At 32.8% G+C, this 19,484-nt stretch carries 21 protein-coding genes; 15 read left to right on the top strand and 6 right to left on the bottom strand.

What is annotated here, in order from left to right:
* The first annotated feature begins 141 nt into the window (after window positions 1-141).
* The gene (locus ACKTSU_RS11605) at window positions 142-861 is read left to right on the top strand and encodes a tRNA1(Val) (adenine(37)-N6)-methyltransferase (RefSeq protein ID WP_408036548.1); all 720 of its coding nucleotides are present in this window, start codon (window positions 142-144) and stop codon (window positions 859-861) included.
* 15 nt (window positions 862-876) lie between these two features.
* Here the strand turns inward: ACKTSU_RS11605 and ACKTSU_RS11600 are convergent, their stop codons facing one another.
* The 5 genes from ACKTSU_RS11600 to ACKTSU_RS11580 form a co-directional block, all read right to left on the bottom strand.
* Window positions 877-1,623 carry a DJ-1/PfpI family protein gene (locus tag ACKTSU_RS11600; RefSeq protein WP_408036547.1) on the bottom strand — a complete coding sequence of 249 codons (747 nt, stop codon included), beginning with the start codon at window positions 1,621-1,623 and terminating at the stop codon, window positions 877-879.
* Window positions 1,624-1,627: 4 nt separating this feature from the next.
* Window positions 1,628-2,902, bottom strand: coding sequence for an NAD(P)/FAD-dependent oxidoreductase (locus ACKTSU_RS11595; protein WP_408036546.1), 1,275 nt, complete (start codon window positions 2,900-2,902; stop codon window positions 1,628-1,630).
* A 72-nt stretch (window positions 2,903-2,974) separates the two neighbouring features.
* A complete protein-coding gene (locus ACKTSU_RS11590) occupies window positions 2,975-3,553 on the bottom strand; it encodes a Crp/Fnr family transcriptional regulator (RefSeq protein WP_408036545.1) in 579 nt (192 codons plus the stop codon).
* Window positions 3,554-3,619: 66 nt separating this feature from the next.
* Complete coding sequence (locus tag ACKTSU_RS11585) at window positions 3,620-4,096, bottom strand: hypothetical protein (protein WP_408036544.1); 477 nt, start codon at window positions 4,094-4,096, stop codon at window positions 3,620-3,622.
* 134 nt (window positions 4,097-4,230) lie between these two features.
* Window positions 4,231-5,601 carry a saccharopine dehydrogenase family protein gene (locus tag ACKTSU_RS11580; RefSeq protein ID WP_408036543.1) on the bottom strand — a complete coding sequence of 457 codons (1,371 nt, stop codon included), beginning with the start codon at window positions 5,599-5,601 and terminating at the stop codon, window positions 4,231-4,233.
* Between the two features lie 80 nt (window positions 5,602-5,681).
* On the opposite strand from ACKTSU_RS11580, the gene ACKTSU_RS11575 reads away from it, so the two are divergent.
* From ACKTSU_RS11575 to ACKTSU_RS11510, 14 genes are all read left to right on the top strand, one after another.
* Window positions 5,682-6,062 (top strand): DUF423 domain-containing protein, encoded by a 381-nt coding sequence (locus ACKTSU_RS11575; protein WP_408036542.1) that lies wholly within the window; start codon window positions 5,682-5,684, stop codon window positions 6,060-6,062.
* 86 nt (window positions 6,063-6,148) lie between these two features.
* Complete coding sequence (gene pckA / locus ACKTSU_RS11570) at window positions 6,149-7,756, top strand: phosphoenolpyruvate carboxykinase (ATP) (protein WP_408036541.1); 1,608 nt, start codon at window positions 6,149-6,151, stop codon at window positions 7,754-7,756.
* Between the two features lie 79 nt (window positions 7,757-7,835).
* Entirely contained in the window at window positions 7,836-9,458 is a 1,623-nt protein-coding gene (gene ade, locus ACKTSU_RS11565; protein ID WP_408036540.1) for an adenine deaminase, read from the top strand.
* Window positions 9,459-9,466: 8 nt separating this feature from the next.
* On the top strand, window positions 9,467-10,018 hold the full coding sequence (gene ruvC / locus ACKTSU_RS11560) for a crossover junction endodeoxyribonuclease RuvC (protein ID WP_028892438.1): 552 nt from the start codon (window positions 9,467-9,469) through the stop codon (window positions 10,016-10,018).
* Window position 10,019: 1 nt separating this feature from the next.
* Window positions 10,020-11,144, top strand: a complete 1,125-nt coding sequence (hemW, locus tag ACKTSU_RS11555; protein ID WP_408036539.1) for a radical SAM family heme chaperone HemW — start codon at window positions 10,020-10,022, stop codon at window positions 11,142-11,144.
* Window positions 11,145-11,156: 12 nt separating this feature from the next.
* Window positions 11,157-11,906 (top strand): cyclase family protein, encoded by a 750-nt coding sequence (locus ACKTSU_RS11550; RefSeq protein ID WP_408036538.1) that lies wholly within the window; start codon window positions 11,157-11,159, stop codon window positions 11,904-11,906.
* Between the two features lie 233 nt (window positions 11,907-12,139).
* Entirely contained in the window at window positions 12,140-13,357 is a 1,218-nt protein-coding gene (locus ACKTSU_RS11545; RefSeq protein WP_408036536.1) for an MDR family MFS transporter, read from the top strand.
* Window positions 13,348-13,725 carry a VOC family protein gene (locus ACKTSU_RS11540; protein ID WP_408036535.1) on the top strand — a complete coding sequence of 126 codons (378 nt, stop codon included), beginning with the start codon at window positions 13,348-13,350 and terminating at the stop codon, window positions 13,723-13,725. The genes ACKTSU_RS11545 and ACKTSU_RS11540 overlap by 10 nt, the downstream gene beginning before the upstream one ends.
* A 47-nt stretch (window positions 13,726-13,772) precedes the next feature.
* Complete coding sequence (locus tag ACKTSU_RS11535) at window positions 13,773-14,099, top strand: nucleotide pyrophosphohydrolase (RefSeq protein ID WP_274634057.1); 327 nt, start codon at window positions 13,773-13,775, stop codon at window positions 14,097-14,099.
* A complete protein-coding gene (locus tag ACKTSU_RS11530) occupies window positions 14,100-14,348 on the top strand; it encodes a hypothetical protein (RefSeq protein ID WP_408036534.1) in 249 nt (82 codons plus the stop codon). It begins immediately after the preceding gene.
* A 6-nt stretch (window positions 14,349-14,354) separates the two neighbouring features.
* Window positions 14,355-15,584 carry a 3-phosphoshikimate 1-carboxyvinyltransferase gene (locus tag ACKTSU_RS11525; RefSeq protein WP_408036533.1) on the top strand — a complete coding sequence of 410 codons (1,230 nt, stop codon included), beginning with the start codon at window positions 14,355-14,357 and terminating at the stop codon, window positions 15,582-15,584.
* A 67-nt stretch (window positions 15,585-15,651) separates the two neighbouring features.
* Entirely contained in the window at window positions 15,652-16,701 is a 1,050-nt protein-coding gene (gene queA / locus ACKTSU_RS11520; RefSeq protein WP_408036532.1) for a tRNA preQ1(34) S-adenosylmethionine ribosyltransferase-isomerase QueA, read from the top strand.
* A gap of 68 nt (window positions 16,702-16,769) precedes the next feature.
* Complete coding sequence (gene rlmN / locus ACKTSU_RS11515) at window positions 16,770-17,810, top strand: 23S rRNA (adenine(2503)-C(2))-methyltransferase RlmN (protein ID WP_408036531.1); 1,041 nt, start codon at window positions 16,770-16,772, stop codon at window positions 17,808-17,810.
* 26 nt (window positions 17,811-17,836) lie between these two features.
* On the top strand, window positions 17,837-18,814 hold the full coding sequence (locus tag ACKTSU_RS11510) for a polyprenyl synthetase family protein (protein ID WP_408036530.1): 978 nt from the start codon (window positions 17,837-17,839) through the stop codon (window positions 18,812-18,814).
* Window positions 18,815-18,844: 30 nt separating this feature from the next.
* Here the strand turns inward: ACKTSU_RS11510 and ACKTSU_RS11505 are convergent, their stop codons facing one another.
* The gene (locus ACKTSU_RS11505; RefSeq protein WP_408036529.1) at window positions 18,845-19,339 is read right to left on the bottom strand and encodes a hypothetical protein; all 495 of its coding nucleotides are present in this window, start codon (window positions 19,337-19,339) and stop codon (window positions 18,845-18,847) included.
* Window positions 19,340-19,484: the final 145 nt, after the last annotated feature.

Below are 19,484 nucleotides of genomic sequence, written 5' to 3'. Positions count from 1 at the left end.
TAGAGGATAATGGAATTTAAAAGACGTTTTGGTAATAGAAAAAAAGGAAATCCTAAAAGAGGATTATTCTTGGTTATATTATTGATTATTGTGTTGTATTTGTTTTTCAATGCAGAAAACATATTGAGTAGATTTTTATAGATGAAGCCATTTCAATTTAAGGAGTTTGCAGTTTGTCAAGATAAAACAGCAATGAAAATCGGTACCGATGCAGTATTGTTAGGAGCTTGGTGTGATTTAGGAGAGTTTCCTGATATGTTGTTAGACGTAGGTTCAGGAACAGGAGTTATTTCTTTGATGTTGGCACAACGTAGTGATGCGATGACCATTGATGCGGTAGAGATTGACGAAAACGCTTATGAACAAACCGTTGAAAATTTCGAGCAATCAGATTGGGGAGATCGTCTTTTTTGTTACAACGCATCTTTTGTAGAATTTGCGGAAGAAATGGTAGAAGAGGAAGAGCAATACGATGTAATAGTGTCAAATCCTCCGTTTTATACTGATAATTACGAAACCGAAGACGAAGCACGTAACAAAGCGCGATTTACGAGTTCATTATCTTTTGAAGAATTGCTTGAAGGTGTGAGTAAAATCTTATCTCAAAACGGAAAATTCTCAACGATTATCCCTTTTAAAGAAGAAGGAAACTTTATTGATTTAGCAAATAAGTACAGTTTACATCTAAACAGAGTTTGTCGCGTAAAAGGAACACCTGATACAGAGGTTAAGCGAAGTTTGTTAGAATTATCTTTTGTAGAAACATCAATCCAAGAAGAAGAGTTAATCATAGAAATAAAAAGGCACCAGTACACTGATGCCTATATTAATCTTACGAAAGATTTTTATTTAAAGATGTAAGCTTTAAAGCAAGTGTTAATTTTTCCAGTTTTTAAGCCTATCCAGATATAAGTAGCTTTCAATAAATTGTCTGTGTTCAGTACTTGTCATAATTTCAAGAAGCTCTAAAGCAGAAATATAACTGGCTAAATTTCCGTTGGAAGATAAAAACTTTCCATCTTTAATATAAGTTACCAAACTGTCGTTTTGAACTTTTAAATTTGGATAGTCTTTTTGTAGTTGTTCACCACCACCAATCCATGTTACAATTTTATGACCATCAGCTATACCAGATTTGCCAATTAAATTAGCTCCAGCGCAGTTACTAACGGTATATTGAGTTTCTTGATTTTTTGCTTTTATAAAATCTACAACTTTGTTATTATGTACTTGTGCATACATATCGTAAGCACTTGGTACAAATAAAGCTGTTAGTTTTGGGCAATTATCAAAAGTAAAGTCAGGAACAAAATGCATTCCTTCTTCAGTAGTAATTGGTTTGGCTGTTTCAGCAATAGCTACTACATTAAAAAGTTGTTTGCCATCTTTGTTTGGTTTTCCAAAAACGTCAGATGTTGCTATAACTTCACCTTGTAAAACACCGTTAAACATCAAAAGTCCGATCGTTGGTAAATCAGGGTTGAAAGGTTTTAGATGTTTAGTTAGCGTATCAGATGGAGATACGATTTCTTCGGAGTTGCTACTACTTTTTGATTTTTTTGAATTACAGCCAGTAGCAATAATTGCAAAAACCAACACTATTATAAAACTAATTTTTTTCATCTTTTTAATTATTATCTCTTGGAGTAGGCTTAATAATCATTCTAAAATACTGGTCTTTGTAAATGTAATAACCAAGCCAGTTGTAAAGTGTTCTTGCTTTGTTTTTAAAGTTTACAAGCCCCATAATATGTACAAAAATCCAAATTAACCAAGCTACAAAACCTTTTAAAGATTGTTTTTGACTAGGAAAATCAAGTACCGCTTTGTTTCGTCCAATAATTGCTAACGAACCCCTGTCGTTGTATTGAAAAGGTTTCCAATTACTATCTTTTCTTTTAAGGTTGTTTGCTAGGTTTTTAGCTTGTTGTAAAGCTGGTTGCGCTAATTGCGGGTGCCCGTTAGGATAGTTTTTATCGCCAGAAATCAAGGCGCAGTCTCCTAACGCATAAATATTATCGTATGAATCTACTAAGTTAAACTGATTTGTTTTTAGCCTTCTACCAGGGCCAAAACTTTCTTTTGAAAAACCGTCGAATGTTTTAGCTGATACCCCAGCTGCCCAAATAAGGTTTTTGGTTTCTATTTTTTCACCGTTTGATAAATACACGGTTTCACCATCAAAGTCGTTAACCATTGTATTCATAGTCAGAGTTACTCCTAGTTCACTTAGCTTTTCAGAAGTGTATTCTTGTGCTTTTTTAGACATAGGAGCTAAAACAGAGCTTTGACCATCGATAAGATGTATATCACCAAAATCATTTTCGTCTAATTCAGGGTAATCTTTTATGATGATTGAAGTTTTAATTTCTGATAAAATTCCTGAAAGTTCAACTCCAGTAGGTCCAGCACCTGCAATAACAAAAGTTAAGCACTTTTTTCTTTCTTCTGGATCTTGAATTCTCGTAGCACGGTCAAATCGAGTTAAAATAACATTTCTAAGAGACAGAGCGTCGCTAATCGTTTTCATAGGTAAACTGTACTTTTCAATATTTTTGTTTCCAAAAAAGTTACTTTCTGTACCCGTTGCCATTACTAAGATATCATACTCTAGTTCTCCGTTATTTAAAATTATTTTGTTTTCCTCTGGAACAACTTTTTCAAGAGAGCCAAGTCGAAAACGAACATTTTTAAGTTTTCTTAGTATCTTTCTGAATGGATAGCTAATTGCTGATGGCTCCATAAATCCAGTAGATACCTGATAGATTAAGGGAGGGAAGAAATTGTAGTTATTACTATCAACTAGAATAGTTTGATAATTTTCTGAGTTTCCTAATCTTTTTACAAGCTCTAAACCAGCAAAACCGCCGCCAATAACGACAAGTTTTTTTGTGTTTTTCATAATAGTATTACGCCCTTAGATTAATATTGTTACAAAGATAGTTAAGTGTGTTTTAGTAAAAATTAAACTGGTTTAAGAAAAGCGATTTTTTTTAATTTCACTCAAGTATTCAGGGGTTAAACCTAAAAAGCTCGCTAATAAATATTGTGGGACTCGTTGTACAAATTCAGGAAATTCTTCTTGAAATCTAAAGTACATTTCTTCTTTAGAATAACTGTTTATATATTTTAAGCGCATTAAAGCAGCTCCGTAAGCAGTTTCGTAAATGTTTCTGAAATATTTTTCTAGTGAAGGAAATGTATTTAATAGTTCGTTGTATTTTGAAAAGGAAATTGATAAAACTTCAGAATTTTCAATACTTTCTATAGAAAAATTAGATTCTTTTTGGTTTTGAAAAGCTAAGAAATCAGTTAACCACCAGTTTTCCATAGCAAACTGTGTTGTTTTTTTATAGCCTAAATCATCAATAAAATATAAGTGCAAGCAACCTTTACTGACAAAAAACAGCTTATTGCATCGTTTACCTGTAAGTATTAAAATTTCTTTTTTCTTATAGGTATGATATTCAAAATAAGAGATGATTTCAGATAATTCTTCTTCACTAAGAGGAAGGTAGCTATTGATATGATTTTTTAAAACACTTTCAGACATTTGTTAGTGTGATGTTGAAGTGTAAAAATACTAACTTTTAGAATAATTTTTTTAGGATTTAAGTTGTTATGATTGTTGTTGAGTGAGGTTTGTTGATAATAAATTTCGCAAATATTCTACCTCTCCTTTATTTCCTATTCCTTTCATTTCAATTAAATCTCCATTTTTTTTATAGATAGTGAGTAAGGAATCTTTATGTGATTCTGTGCCAGAGCGAATAATGGCATTAAGAAGGAAAATAGTTAAAGAGAACTTGCTTGGGGTAAATCGAATATCACTAATTTCAGAGTAGTTGATATATTCTTTTGATGCTGAAATTTTAAGAAGGTTTGAATGAGATATTTCAATGCCTCTGCTGTCAGCTTTAATTGTATAGGCTTCATCACTTACAAGTAATTGAAAGGATATTATAAGTATACAAACACCGTAAATACTAGGGTTGTCATAAAAGTTGAAAACTAAATAAGAAATGATAGCTAAACCTATTGTTCTTGAAATTACTCTGGTGATAGAACCTTCTTTGATTTCAATTTTTTTATTCATGATTGTAAAATACGTACAAATAAGTTGTTGGTTACAATTCTTTTTAATGACAATTGAGGATGTAAACTAGTGTAATACCAGAAAATATCCTCAATTGCTAATTTATTAAAAAAGAGTAAATATTTGAAGTTTAACTACCCCTTTACACTTTCAGGATTGTAACCTAAATAAGGAACTTCTTTTTCTACAAATGTAATTCCGTAATCTTCTAATTCTTTTAAAATAGGTTCGTACACCTCTTTGTTAATCGGTAATTGAACTCCTGGAGTCGTAATTTCACCATTTAAAATACGTACGGTTGCCATGGCTACAGGTAAACCAACAGTTTTTGCCATAGCAGTATAGGTTTGATCGTCACCTTTAATTACCATACTACTTTCTATCTGATGATTTTCCTCCTTGTATTGATATCCAAAAATATGATGCATAACAATCATGTCTTTATCATCTTTTTCAAGCGTCCAAGAATCCATTAATATTTTTTGTAAAATTTGAGCAGGAGTTGCATTTTTTAACCCAACTTTTTTGTTTGGATTGAAAATATCTAATTCTAAGAATTTATCCCACATTAAATCATCTTGATCAATCTTTAAGTACGAACGGAACTTTAATTCTACTGAATCAGACGGAGAATACGCTAAGAAAAGATTAGTGAAATCACGATAGCTCATGTTTTCAGAATCTTCAATAGTGTAAGTGTCATCAGTCATTCCTAATTGAACAAAAACATTCCATGCACGAGAAAAACCAACTTTACGAATGGTTCCGCGGTACATAGTTTTAATATCTTCTAACCCATAAATACTTCTATATTTTAAAGAGTCTCTGTTAGCATAAGCTTCAAACTTTCCACTTCCGTTAATGGTCATAAACTCCGTTCTTCTAAATAATTTATGATACGGAATGTATTTATATGTGCCTTCTTGAATAAACATAGAAGCTCCACCTTGACCTGCTAAAACCACATTTCTTGGATTCCAAGTAAATTTATAGTTCCATAAGTTAGTATCACTTTCAGGAGCTACTAATCCACCGCAAAAAGATTCAAATAATAACATTTTTCCACCTTGATCTTTAATGCGATCAATGATTTGCATAGCACTCATATGGTCGATACCAGGGTCTAGACCAATCTCGTTCATAAATACCAATCCTTTGGCTTTTGCTTCTTCATCTAAAGCTTTCATTTCATTAGAAATATAAGAAGCTGTTACCATATGCTTTCCGTAGGTAATACAATCTTTAGCTACTTCAATATGAAAACTAGCAGGAAGCATAGAAATTACGATATCTGCTTCTTGAATAGCGTTAGCACGTTGTTCCGCATTGAAAACGTCTAATTGAATTGCCGTAGCATTTTTATGGTTGTTAATTTTTGATTGTGCACTTTCTAACGAAACGTCGCCAATAGTAATATGTAGGTTTTCTTGTGAAGATTTTTCTAATAAATATTTTATAAGTGAGGAGCTCGATCTACCAGCACCAATAATCAATATATTTCTCATTTATAATTATTTTTGTTGTGGATAATATTTGAGGCGACAATATCGCTAAAAAAGTTTAAATTTAAACAAAAACAGAATAAATGCGTAAAAATTTAACAACAGGAGCGATCTTGGGAATGATTGCTGTGATTTTAGGAGCTTTTGGAGCACATGCTTTAAAATCAAAATTAACATCTGAAGCTCTAGAGAGTTTTGAAACAGCAGTTCGATATCAGTTTTTTCATGTATTGCTATTGCTTTTCGTAAATATGTATACAGAATTTACGAATAAAGAAAAAAATAGGATTAGTTATTTTTTAATAACAGGAATTTTATTGTTCTCAGGTTCTATTTATCTTATTTACTTACTACATGTGCCAGCTAAATCAATTTGGTTTGTAACACCTTTGGGAGGAGTATTGTTAATCATTGGTTGGGGATTACTAGCGTATAACTTTTTTAAAAGAGTTGTTAAAAATTAAAGTTGATAAAATCTTTTATTGATATAGCTGTTTAATCAAAAAGAACTATTTTTGTCCAAAATTAAACACAACTAAAATCTTTTAAGATGACAAATCTTGATACGAAAACGATATCGTTAGATAACTTAGGCATAAAAGACGCTACGGTTCGTTATCAATTAACTTCAGACGAGTTACACGACATCACTATTGAAAAAGGACAAGGAAAAGAAAGCAGTTTTGGAGCTATAGCTGTTAATACAGGTGAGTTTACAGGACGTTCTCCTATGGATCGTTTTATCGTTAAAGACGATATTACGAAAGATGAAGTATGGTGGGGAAATATCAATATTCCTTTTGATTCAGAAAAATTTGACAAGTTATACGATAAAGTAACTAACTATTTATCAAATAAAGAAGTATTTGTACGTGACAGTTATGCGTGTGCAGATGAAGATTATAAATTAAATATTCGTGTAGTAAACGAATATCCTTGGAGTAACATGTTTGCTTACAACATGTTTTTGCGTCCAACGGCTGAGGAGTTAAAAACTTTTTCTCCTGAGTGGACAGTAATTAACGCTCCAGGTTTTATGGCAGATCCGGAAGTGGATGGAACTCGCCAACATAACTTTGCAATCTTAAACTTCGGAAAGAAAATCGCATTAATTGGTGGTACAGGATATACAGGAGAGATCAAGAAAGGTATTTTTTCTGCGTTAAACTTTATTTTACCAGTATTTAAAAACACGTTACCAATGCACTGTTCTGCAAACGTTGGTAAAGATGGTGATACTGCTATTTTCTTCGGATTATCAGGAACAGGTAAAACTACCTTATCTACAGATCCTAATCGTAGTTTAATTGGTGATGATGAGCATGGTTGGACTGCTGAAAACACAATCTTTAACTTTGAAGGTGGATGTTACGCAAAAGTAATCGACTTATCTCAAGAAAAAGAACCAGAAATTTACGGAGCTATCAAAAGAGGAGCAATCCTTGAAAATATAGTAATGGATGATAAAGGAAACGTTGATTTTGCAGATACTACTATCACGCAAAATACACGTGTAAGTTATCCAATTTACCATATTGAAAATATTCAAACTCCATCAATCGGTAAAAACCCTAAGAACATCTTCTTCTTAACAGCAGATGCTTTTGGTGTATTGCCTCCAATCTCAAAATTAACACCAGGTCAAGCGGCTTACCACTTCATTTCTGGATACACTGCTAAAGTAGCAGGTACAGAAGCAGGTGTAACAGAGCCACAACCAAGTTTCTCGGCATGTTTTGGTGCGCCATTTATGCCATTACACCCAACTCGTTACGCAGAAATGTTAAGTGAGAAAATGAAAGAAACAGGTGTAAACGTTTGGTTAGTAAACACAGGTTGGACAGCAGGACCTTATGGAGTTGGTGAACGTATGAAATTAAAATACACGCGTGCAATGATTAATGCAGCATTAAATGGAGAGTTAGGAAGCACTCCTGAAGATTTCAGAATCCACTCTGTATTTGGTTTAGCACAACCAAGAACATGTCCAGGTGTTCCAGATGACTTATTAAGTCAACGTAAAGCTTGGGACAACGACGAAGAATATTACAAAACTGCACATAAATTAGCAGATTCGTTTAGAAACAACTTTAAAAAGTTTGAAGACTATGCGAATGATGAAATTTTAGCGGGAGGTCCTCCAGCTGCAGAAAAATAAAACTTTAAAAAGCATCCAAATCGGATGCTTTTTTTATGCGTAAATACTATGTATTTTAGCATAGTTAAATAGTTAGGTCATGATAGTACAAGGAAATATAGTTGATATACAAAATAAAAGAATTTTTAAAGGTGAAGTAGAGGTAGAAGGAGGTAAGATTACAGAAGTAAGACCCGTAGAGCATACTGTAGAAAACTATATTTTGCCTGGGTTTATTGATGCCCATATTCATATTGAAAGTTCTATGTTAGTACCGTCGGAGTTTGCAAAAATAGCCGTTACACATGGTACTGTAGCAACGGTGTCTGATCCGCATGAAATAGCTAATGTGCTAGGGGTAAAAGGTGTGGACTTCATGATTGAGAATGGAAAAAAAGTTCCGTTAAAGTTCAATTTTGGAGCACCATCCTGTGTGCCAGCAACTTCTTTTGAAAGTGCAGGAGCGGTTATTGATTCAGAAGATATCAAAAAGATGATGGAGAATCCTGATATCAAGTATTTAGCAGAAATGATGAATTATCCAGGTGTTATTTATCAAGATGAGGAAGTGTTGAAAAAAATCGCTTGGGCAAAACACTACAACAAACCAGTAGATGGACATGCGCCAGGATTAAGAGGTGAAGATTTAGATAAATATATAGCGGCAGGAATCTTTACTGATCACGAATGTTTTACCTATGAAGAAGGGTTGGAGAAATTAGAAAAAGGGATGAAAGTCATTATCCGTGAAGGAAGCGCTGCAAAAAATTTTGAAGCATTAATTGATCTACTACCTGAGTATTATGAGAATATGATGTTCTGTTCCGATGATAAACATCCCGATGATTTGTTATTAGGGCATATTAATCAGTTATGTGAGCGTGCTGTAGCTAAAGGAATGGATGTGTTTAAAGTTTTACAGGCAGCTTGTATAAATCCTGTAGAGCATTATAATCTAGATGTAGGGATTTTAAAGGAAGGAGATGATGCCGATTTTATTGTAGTGAAAGACTTACAAAAGTTTGAAGTACTACAAACATACATTAATGGTGAGTTAGTGGCTGAAAAAGGAAAATCATTTATAGAGCATGTTGATTTTGAAGTGTTGAATAATTTTGATACTAATGCAAAAAATGTAGCTGATTTTGAATTTCACTCAGCGTCTGAGAAAATTCGAGTGATAGAGGCTTTGGACGGAGAATTAGTGACGAATGAAATAGAAGCAGATTCGTTAATAAAAGACGGAAATTTAGTTTCAGATGTAGAGAATGATGTATTGAAAATGACCATAGTAAATCGTTATCAAAATGCTGAGCCTTCTATAGCTTTTATTAAAAACTTTGGATTAAAAGAAGGAGCAATAGCGAGTTCAGTAGGTCATGATTCTCACAATATTATTGCAGTTGGAGTTTCAGATGAATTAATTTGTAAGGCGGTAAACTTACTAATCGAGAATAGAGGAGGGGTTTGCGCTGTAACCACTTCTGAAGAAAAAGTAGTTCCGCTTCCTGTAGCAGGAATTATGTCGGATAAACCAGCGGTTGAAATAGGAAAAGCTTATGCAGAGTTGGATGCCATGGCAAAACAACTAGGTAGTAAGTTACGAGCCCCATATATGACCTTATCTTTTATGGCGTTGTTAGTAATTCCATCTTTAAAGCTATCAGACAAAGGGTTGTTTGATGGGAACACATTTAAATTTACTTCTTTAGAAGTTAAATAAACGAGAGTTTGAAGACAGAAAAAATTATATTAGGGATTGACCCAGGAACCTCTATTATGGGGTTCGGAATTATAAAGGTAGTAGGGAAAAAGATGGAATTTGTTCAAATGAATGAATTACTTTTAAAAAAATATGATGATCATTATTTGAAATTGAAAATCATATTTGAACGTACTATTGAGTTGATAGATACCTATAATCCAGATGAAATAGCCTTAGAAGCTCCTTTTTTTGGTAAAAATGTACAATCCATGTTAAAATTGGGGCGTGCACAAGGTGTAGCCATGGCAGCAGGATTGTCGCGTCAAATTCCTGTAACGGAGTATGCGCCTAAGAAAATAAAAATGGCAATTACAGGTAAAGGTACCTCTAGTAAAGAACAAGTAGCGTTAATGCTAAAGTCTTTGTTAAATTTAAAAGAGTTACCTAAAAATTTGGACGCAACTGATGGTTTAGCAGCTGCTGTATGTCATTTTTATAATTCAGGAACTAAAGTAGGAGGCAAGAACTATACAGGTTGGGCTGCGTTTGTAAAACAAAATCCTGGAAAGGTGAAATAATTTGGCAGGAATTTATCTACATATCCCATTTTGTAAGCAAGCATGTTATTATTGCGATTTTCACTTTTCTACTTCTTTAAAAAAGAAAGAGGAGTTAGTTTCTTGTTTGGTGAAAGAGCTAGAATTTCGAAAGGAAGAACTACAACACGAAGAAATAGAAACCATCTATTTTGGAGGAGGAACACCGAGTTTATTGTCGATTGAAGAATTACAATTGTTGATAGGTGCTGTTTATCAGAACTATACCGTTTCAGGAAATCCGGAAATTACTTTAGAAGCAAATCCAGATGATTTATCAGAAGAAAAAATAATTGAATTATCTAAAACTCCTGTTAACCGTTTAAGTATTGGAATTCAATCTTTTTTTGAAGAGGATTTGCAGTTAATGAACCGCGCTCATAATGCACAAGAAGCAAAAAAATGTCTGTCAGCTGCCACTGGCAGTTTTGATAATATTACTATTGATTTGATTTACGGAGTTCCGAATATGAGTAATGAACGTTGGAGAGAAAATCTGCAAATAGCTTTTGATTTCGGTATCAATCATATTTCATCATATGCGTTAACGGTAGAGCCTAAAACAGCGTTAGATTCGTTTATCAAGCAAGGAAAATACCCAGATGTAGAGGAAGCTGTAGCCAAAGAACATTTTGATATTCTGGTAGCAGAAACCGCTAAAAATGGATTTGTTCACTACGAAATTTCCAACTTTGGAAAACCGAACTATTTTTCAAAACACAATACCAGTTATTGGTTAGGTAAAAAATATATAGGTATTGGTCCTTCAGCACATTCGTTTAATAAAATACACCGTAGTTGGAATATAGCCAACAATGCAAAATATATTAAAACAATTCAAGAAGGAAAACTCCCTTTAGAGCAAGAGAAGCTCTCTGTAAAAGATCAGTTTAATGAATATTTAATGACAGGATTAAGAACCATTTGGGGAGTATCTCTAGAAAAAATTGAGCAGGATTTTGGAGAAGAGTTCAGAAAGGAACTTCTCAAAAACGCTGAGAAGTTTATCGCTCAAGGTTTATTAATCGTTACAAATGAAGTTTTGAAAACGACAGAAAATGGAAAGTTCTTAGCAGATGGGCTTGCTTCAGAGCTATTTATTATTTAATTATATTTGGGTATGATAGCAACTATTGAATACAATTCAAAAAAATATAAAATTGATTTATCAAAACCACTTGATATTTCAATAGCGATTGATACAACCAAAGAAAATGTAAATGCTTGGTATCTTGATGATCCGAAAATATTTCCAGTATCAGAAGGTGATTGGACAGGAAGTGTTCAGCAAGGAGCAGATGTGAATTTTAACAACATACAGTTCAATCCGCACTCTCATATTACGCACACCGAATGTGTAGGGCATATTACAGAAGAAGTACATTCGATAAATAAGAACTTAGAAAAGTTTTTCTTTCTAGCAGAAGTAATTACTATTGCTCCAGAACAAGTAGAAAATAAAGACTTTGTAATTTCTAAAAAGCAATTGCAATATGCTTTAGGAAATAAAAAGAGAGAAGCGATAGTAATTAGAACAATTCCGAATTTATCAGAAAAAAAATCGATGCGATACTCTCATACCAATCCACCTTATTTGTTAGAAGAGGCAGCTGAGTATCTTAAAGAAAAAGGAATAGAACATTTGTTAATTGATTTACCTTCGGTAGATAAAGAGAAGGATGAAGGAAAATTACTAGCCCACAATGCTTTTTGGAATACAAAGGGAGTAATTAGAATGCAGGCAACCATTACTGAATTTATTTATGTGTCCAATAAAATTAAGGATGGAACCTATTTTTTAAACCTAATGATAGCGCCGTTCGAAAACGACGCTACGCCTAGTAAACCTACGTTGTACGAAATTATTTAACGATTTTTGAAAATGTATTTATTTTTTTACTAGCTTTACAACTCAATAATTAAGAAAATGACAATTTTTAATACATATAAGCAATGTAAATCGACTGTGGTGAGACACAGGACAGATCGGGCTATGTATGTATTATAATTATGTTTATATAAAATATAACGATAATAAAAAGTCCGACTTCATAGTCGGACTTTTTATTTTTATATCAACAATCAACTCTAAAACCAAACCGCATGAAAAAACTCTATTTTAATTATTTAGACACTTTTAAAGGTCTCTCAAGTGAAGTATGGTGGCTCGCTTTAATAACTTTAATAAACAGAGCAGGTACAATGGTAATTCCGTTTATGTCATTGTATTTGAGGGAAAGTTTACATTTTACTTTAAACGATGTAGGCTGGATTATGACTTGCTTCGGGTTAGGTTCTGTTGTAGGATCTTGGCTAGGAGGAAAACTAGCAGATAAAATAGGTTTTTATAAAGTAATGAAAACTAGTTTGTTTTTAACAGGATTACTTTTTATAGTCTTACAATTTGTAGATACTTTTTGGGGATTTTGTATTGGTATTTTTTTGGTAATGCTAGTTGCTGATACTTTTAGACCTGCTATGTTTGTGGCTTTGAATACTTATAGTAAACCAGAAAATAAAACACGTTCGGTAACCTTAATCCGTTTGGCAATTAACTTAGGTTTTTCTGCAGGTCCCGCTGTTGGAGGATTAATAATAACCTCAATGGGTTATAGCGGATTGTTTTGGGTAGATGGAATTACTTGTGTTTTAGCAACTATATTATTGGTAAATGTATTGCATCCTAAAAAGGCAAGAGTGTTAGATGAAACAAAAGCAGAAAATCCAGAGTCTGTATTTTCAGATAAAGCTTTTTGGATATTTTTTGTAGGAATGTTTGTTTTCGGATTTATCTTCTTGCAATATTTTTCTACCATGCCGCTGTATTACAAAGATGTACATCATTTAACAGAATTAGAAATAGGACTATTAATGGGAATGAACGGTTTTTTCATTTTTCTATTAGAAATGCCTTTGATTACTTGGTTAGAAAAAAGTAAGTATACCAAAGAGTTCTTAATGTTTTTTGGTTTACTACTTACAGGCTTAAGTTTTGTGGTAATCAATTTAACAGGTTGGGGTGGAATTTTAATTGTAGGAATGTTGTTAATGACTATTGGAGAAATGATTGCATTCCCTTTTTCGAATGCTTTTGTAATGGAGCGAGCCAAAAAAGGAAACCAAGGAGAGTATATGGCGTATTATAGTATTGCATTTTCAATGTCTCATATTTTTGGACATAATTCAGGAATGCAATTAATAGATAATATTGGGTTTGACAATACATGGAATTTTATGATTGTATTATCAGGAATAGGGGTGTTGTTTTTATTTATGTTAATGCGAATTGTAAAAAGAGAAAAAGTAATCGCATGGACTTAAATCAAGTAACAATTCCGTCTGTAAATGTAAGTGTATCTATACTATTTTATAAAAAATTAGGCTTGCATCTCATTGTAGATGCAAGTCCTAGATATGTAAGATTTGAAGTGCCTGATGGTAATGCAACTTTCTCAATTCATCAAGTAGAAAAGTTTTTCAAAGGAGAAGGTATTACATTGTATTTTGAAGATGATAATTTAGATGAATTAGTAGAGAAATTACAAGAAAAAGGAATTCAATTCATCCAATTACCTAAAGATCAAACATGGTTATGGAGAGAAGCCCATTTGTTAGATCCAGATGGTAATAAATTAATTCTGTTTAAAGCAGGAGAACACAGAAAAAATCCGCCTTGGCGAATCAATTAAGAAATAGAAGTTTTTATCTTTGAATATTTAATAAGAAAGCAGAAAATATGAATATACAGGACGCACAAAAACAAGTAGATGAATGGATTAAAAACCATGGAGTTCGCTACTTTAATGAGCTAACAAACATGGCGCAATTAACTGAAGAAGTAGGTGAGGTTGCACGAATTATTGCGCGTCGTTATGGTGAACAAAGCGAAAAAGAAAGTGATAAAAATAAAGATTTAGGAGAAGAGTTAGCTGATGTGGTTTTTGTGGTATTATGTTTAGCAAATCAAACAGGAGTTAACTTACAAGAAGCGTTTGATAAGAAATTAGATTTAAAAACGAAACGTGACCACGACCGTCATCATAACAACGAAAAATTACAATAAATGAGTCTTATAAAAAATATACAAAAAGGAAGCTTTTGGATTAATGTAGTAAAAGTAGGAATCCCTTTTTTAGTTGTTGTAGCATTGTTTTCTCTGTTATTTAAAACAGGAGGAGCTATTTTTTCTGGTGATTTTGAAACTGTTTATAACGTGCATTTTGCAAATAAACAATGGATTCGTTTTTGGTTAAGTAAAATTGTTATTACAGCAATTTATAGTATTTACACAGTTAACAAGAAAATGAAGTAAACTGTAATGGATTTAAAGTTAAAAACAGAACTGTTTGCATCAGGTAAAGAAATTACAATTTCAGGCTCAAAAAGTGAATCAAATCGATTGTTGACTTTACAACAATTGTATCCAAGTTTAAAGATAGAGAATCTATCAGATTCTGACGATACACACCATTTACAGGATGCATTAGCTTCGAGTAGTGACGTAGCTGATATCGGTCATGCAGGAACCGCTATGCGTTTTTTAACTGCTTTTTTTGCAACGCAAGAAGGAGTAACGAAAGTGTTGCAAGGTTCAGAGCGCATGCATAATCGACCAATTGAAATTTTGGTTAATGCACTTCGTGATTTAGGAGCAGATATAGAATATGTAGAGAAGGAAGGCTATCCACCACTTAAAATAACAGGTAAGAAGCTAACTCAAAGTAAAGTTTCAATTAACGGAAATGTGAGTAGTCAATATATTTCTGCGCTGATGTTAATTGCTCCAAGTTTACAAAACGGATTAGAGATTGAGTTGGTAGGAAAAATCACTTCAGTTCCTTACATCAATATGACGTTGCAGTTGTTACATCAATTAGAAATTGAAGCTGAGTTTGAAGGACAGTTCATTAAAGTTAAGTCAAAGTCAATCGTAAAAGAACAAACAATTGTTGTAGAGTCTGATTGGAGTTCAGCGTCTTATTTTTATTCGATTATTGCATTAAGTGAAGTAGGTTCTTCTGTAAAGTTATCAGCGTATAAAAAAGATAGTTTGCAAGGTGATAGTTGTTTGGCAAAGATTTATCAACATTTTGGAGTAAGTACCTTTTTCGAAGAAAACTCTATCAGGTTAACTAAAGAAAATAAGCATGATTCAACTGTATTAATACAAGATTTAAAAAGTGCTCCAGATATTGCTCAAACCATTGCAGTTACTTGCTTCGGATTAGGAATTTCTTGTGATTTATCAGGATTACATACGTTAAAAATCAAAGAAACAGATCGCTTAGAAGCCTTACGTGAAGAGTTAACAAAATTAGGGGCGATTATTTCTGTAACTAATGAGAGTTTACATTTAAAAGCTTCCGAAGAAATTAAAGAGAATATTCAAATAGCAACCTATAACGACCATCGGATGGCAATGGCATTTGCTCCGTTAGCTTTAAAAGTTCCGATAGAAATTTTAGAAGCTGAGGTGGTAACAAAATCATATCGAAGCTTTTGGAAAGATATGGCTATTGTTGGAATAAAAAGTGAAGAGATAAAATAAACAGGCAATCACTTGACAACCCCTATGTTGAAATTGTATATTTGCCTCCGTTAAGAAAATTTTACAAATGAAATTATCAAATTTTGATTTTGACTTGCCAAAGGAATTATTGGCAGAATACCCATCAGAGCATAGAGATGAAGCACGTTTAATGGTATTACATCGTGATACTCAAAAAATTGAGCATAAGTTGTTTAGAGACTTAATCGATTATTTTGATGAAGGAGATGTAATGATGTTAAACAATACGAAAGTATTTCCTGCTCGTATGTACGGAAATAAAGAAAAAACAGGAGCTCGTATTGAAGTATTCTTATTACGTGAATTAAATGCTGAAAATCGTTTGTGGGATGTATTAGTAGATCCGGCAAGAAAAATAAGAATAGGAAACAAATTATTCTTTGGAGATGATGATAGTTTAGTAGCAGAAGTAATAGATAATACAACTTCTCGTGGTAGAACGTTACGTTTCTTATTTGACGGTTCTTACGAAGAATTTAGACAAAAATTAATCGATTTAGGAGAAACTCCGTTACCAAAATATATCAAACGTGAGGTAGAGCCACAAGATGAAGAGCGTTACCAAACAATATTTGCTAAGCACGAAGGTGCGGTAGCGGCTCCAACAGCTGGGTTACACTTTTCTAAACACTTAATGAAACGTTTAGAGATTAAAGGAGTAGACTTTGCTGAAACTACTTTACACGTAGGATTAGGAACTTTCAATCCTGTGGAAGTAGAAGATTTATCTAAGCACAAAATGGATTCTGAGCAAATCATTATCCCTCAAACAAGTGCAGATATCGTAAACAAAGCAATAGAAGAAAAGAGAAGAGTTTGTGCTGTAGGTACTACGGTAATGAGAACTGTTGAGTCTTCTGTATCTTCTAGCAAGCAATTAAATGCTTATGAAGGATGGACAAACAAATTTATTTTTCCTCCATACGATTTTAGCATTGCTAACTGTATGGTAACGAATTTCCACACGCCAAAATCAACCTTGTTAATGATGGTTTCAGCATTTGCAGGTCACGATTTTATGATGGAAGCTTATCACGAAGCAATCAAAGAAAAATATAAATTTTACTCGTACGGAGATGCGATGTTAATTTTATAAAACAACTTTTATAATCATTAGCAAAACCTCACAAGTTACTTGTGAGGTTTTGTGTATTTTTGTACCTGATGACAACGAAGAAAAAAGACATACGAGCATTAACGAAAGAACAACTACGTGATTTTTTTGTAGAGAATGGTGATAAAGCCTTTCGAGGAAATCAGGTATATGAATGGTTATGGCATAAAGCGGCTCATTCGTTCGATGATATGACAAGTTTATCAAAAGCAACACGTCAAATGTTAGATGATAATTTTGTGATAAATCATATCGAAGTTGATGCAATGCAACGTAGTAATGATGGTACGATAAAAAATGCTATCAAATTACATGATGGGTTGATTGTTGAGTCGGTTTTGATTCCTACGGAAACAAGAACAACAGCGTGTGTGTCGAGTCAAGTAGGTTGTAGTTTAGATTGTAAGTTTTGTGCAACAGCGCGTTTAAAACGTATGCGTAATTTGAATGCTGATGAAATTTACGATCAAGTAGTTGCTATTGACAAGCAAAGTAGGTTGTACCATAGTCATAAATTATCAAATATTGTGTTTATGGGAATGGGAGAGCCTTTAATGAATTACAACAATGTTATCAAGGCAATTGATAAAATTACCTCACCAGAAGGTTTAGGAATGGCTGCTCGTAGAATTACTGTGTCTACTTCAGGAGTTCCTAAAATAATAAAGAAAATGGCAGATGAAGAGGTGCGTTTTAACTTAGCCGTTTCATTGCATTCAGCCATAGAAGAGGTTAGAACTTCAATAATGCCATTCAATGCTACATTCCCACTGAAAGATTTACGAGAAGCATTGGAATATTGGTATGAAAAAACCAAACGAAAAGTAACTTACGAGTATGTAGTCTGGAACGGAATTAACGATCGTAAAGAGGACATCAATGCATTGGTGGAATTCTGTAAATACATTCCTTGTAAAGTTAATTTAATTGAATACAACCCGATTGATGATGGCGAGTTTCAACAAGCTTCTGAAAGAGCTATCAATAACTACATTTCTAATTTAGAAATGAATGATATTGTGGTGAATGTACGTCGTTCTAGAGGTAAAGATATTGATGCTGCTTGCGGGCAATTAGCGAATAAAAGTTAGGTATTTATTTCTTACATTTGCTAGCCATGAAGCCAGTAGAGCAAATAAAACTTCCGATAGCCAAAGAAATGGAACTCTTTGAAGCTAAGTTCAAAGATTCGATGCTATCCAAAATTCCATTATTAAACAGAATTACGTATTATATCGTTCGTAGAAAAGGAAAACAAATGCGACCAATGTTTGTGTTTTTGGTTGCAAAAATGGTTTCTAACGGAGGATTTGATGAACGTACTTATCGTGGGGCATCAGTAGTAGAGTTAATCCATACTGCAACATTAGTACACGATGATGTGGTTGATGATAGTAATCGTCGTAGAGGATTCTTTTCAATGAATGCCTTATGGAAAAATAAAATAGCTGTTTTAGTAGGTGATTATTTACTTTCTAAAGGATTATTGCTTTCTATAGATAATGAAGATTTTGACTTGCTGAAATTGATTTCGATTGCGGTACGCGAAATGAGTGAAGGAGAGCTATTACAGATTGAAAAAGCGCGTAAATTAGATATTACCGAAGAAGTATATTTTGAAATCATTCGTCAAAAAACGGCAACTTTAATAGCAGCTTGTTGTGGAATTGGTGCAGCATCAGTAGGAGCGAACAATGAAACAGTCCAACAAATGCGTAAGTTTGGAGAATACATTGGTATTGCATTTCAAATTAAAGATGATTTATTCGATTACACAGAGGATAAAATAGGGAAACCTACCGGTATAGACATTAAGGAGCAAAAAATGACACTTCCGTTAATTTATACACTGAATAATTGCTCTAAAAAAGAAAAATCTTGGTTGATTAACTCCGTTAAAAAGCACAACACGAATAAAAAGCGAGTAAAAGAGGTGATTGCTTTTGTAAAACAAAACGGAGGGTTAGAATACACTACAGCTAAAATGTTGGATTACAAAAACAAAGCCCTCGCAATTTTAGATAATTACCCAGACTCTGACTACAAAAAATCACTACTTCAAATGATTGATTATGTTGTGGAGAGAAAGATATAACCCTGTTTGAATAAATTAAATTTTAGTTTCTTATTTGGTATTTTCTACATACGCTTCATATTTTGTCTTCTCATCTTTAGATATGTCTTTTAAATGATTTATTATATCATTAGTTAATTGATGTAACTTAAATGTATAGTTGCGATTTTTTATGTTTTTATTTACAGTATAGGTTAAAATGAATAAAATCATACTGGTAGAAAAGAAAATATAAGAAAATATATTATGATTTAATAAAAGAACTGTTTTATTATCTTGAGATAGTGAAGATTTAGTTGATTTCTCTATAATAGAAATTATAAGTTCAGGGAAGAAGAAAATTATAGAGAAGCTAACTGTTAAAATTGACAGTAAAAGCAAAATAATTTTAAAAGAGTTTAAAGAAAAATCTTTGATACTTTTAAAAATAGATTTTTCTTCTATTTTTTTAAAAGTATTTTCAAATTCACGTATTTTTTGGTCTGTAATTTGGATTTTATACAGCTTGTAATTACGAATTTCTTCTGTAATTCTATTATTTTCCATAGCCTATGTTATTTTTTGTCAATTATACAAAAAACTTGTAATTGGATAGTCAAGTTTTTTACGAGAATTGATTGTTGTTTATTTAAACAAAAACCTCGAGAAATTTCTCGAGGTTTTTAAATATTTAGGTGTCGAGCTTCTCGAC

This window comes from Tenacibaculum aestuarii (genome assembly GCF_964510395.1).
Lineage (GTDB): Bacteria > Bacteroidota > Bacteroidia > Flavobacteriales > Flavobacteriaceae > Polaribacter > Polaribacter aestuarii.
Note: the sequence above shows the minus strand (reverse complement) of the source record. Positions and strands in the feature narration are given on the sequence as shown.

Coding starts and splice junctions, on each gene's coding strand:
- ACKTSU_RS11550 (WP_408036538.1), top strand. CDS start 11,157: ATGATAGCAACTATTGAATACAATTCAAAAAAATATAAAATTGATTTA.
- ACKTSU_RS11545 (WP_408036536.1), top strand. CDS start 12,140: ATGAAAAAACTCTATTTTAATTATTTAGACACTTTTAAAGGTCTCTCA.
- ACKTSU_RS11580 (WP_408036543.1), bottom strand. CDS start 5,601: ATGAGAAATATATTGATTATTGGTGCTGGTAGATCGAGCTCCTCACTT.
- ade (WP_408036540.1), top strand. CDS start 7,836: ATGATAGTACAAGGAAATATAGTTGATATACAAAATAAAAGAATTTTT.
- ACKTSU_RS11535 (WP_274634057.1), top strand. CDS start 13,773: ATGAATATACAGGACGCACAAAAACAAGTAGATGAATGGATTAAAAAC.
- ACKTSU_RS11525 (WP_408036533.1), top strand. CDS start 14,355: ATGGATTTAAAGTTAAAAACAGAACTGTTTGCATCAGGTAAAGAAATT.
- ACKTSU_RS11540 (WP_408036535.1), top strand. CDS start 13,348: ATGGACTTAAATCAAGTAACAATTCCGTCTGTAAATGTAAGTGTATCT.
- ACKTSU_RS11575 (WP_408036542.1), top strand. CDS start 5,682: ATGCGTAAAAATTTAACAACAGGAGCGATCTTGGGAATGATTGCTGTG.
- pckA (WP_408036541.1), top strand. CDS start 6,149: ATGACAAATCTTGATACGAAAACGATATCGTTAGATAACTTAGGCATA.
- ACKTSU_RS11605 (WP_408036548.1), top strand. CDS start 142: ATGAAGCCATTTCAATTTAAGGAGTTTGCAGTTTGTCAAGATAAAACA.
- ACKTSU_RS11510 (WP_408036530.1), top strand. CDS start 17,837: ATGAAGCCAGTAGAGCAAATAAAACTTCCGATAGCCAAAGAAATGGAA.
- ACKTSU_RS11530 (WP_408036534.1), top strand. CDS start 14,100: ATGAGTCTTATAAAAAATATACAAAAAGGAAGCTTTTGGATTAATGTA.
- rlmN (WP_408036531.1), top strand. CDS start 16,770: ATGACAACGAAGAAAAAAGACATACGAGCATTAACGAAAGAACAACTA.
- ACKTSU_RS11590 (WP_408036545.1), bottom strand. CDS start 3,553: ATGTCTGAAAGTGTTTTAAAAAATCATATCAATAGCTACCTTCCTCTT.
- ACKTSU_RS11600 (WP_408036547.1), bottom strand. CDS start 1,623: ATGAAAAAAATTAGTTTTATAATAGTGTTGGTTTTTGCAATTATTGCT.
- ACKTSU_RS11505 (WP_408036529.1), bottom strand. CDS start 19,339: ATGGAAAATAATAGAATTACAGAAGAAATTCGTAATTACAAGCTGTAT.
- queA (WP_408036532.1), top strand. CDS start 15,652: ATGAAATTATCAAATTTTGATTTTGACTTGCCAAAGGAATTATTGGCA.
- ACKTSU_RS11595 (WP_408036546.1), bottom strand. CDS start 2,902: ATGAAAAACACAAAAAAACTTGTCGTTATTGGCGGCGGTTTTGCTGGT.
- ACKTSU_RS11585 (WP_408036544.1), bottom strand. CDS start 4,096: ATGAATAAAAAAATTGAAATCAAAGAAGGTTCTATCACCAGAGTAATT.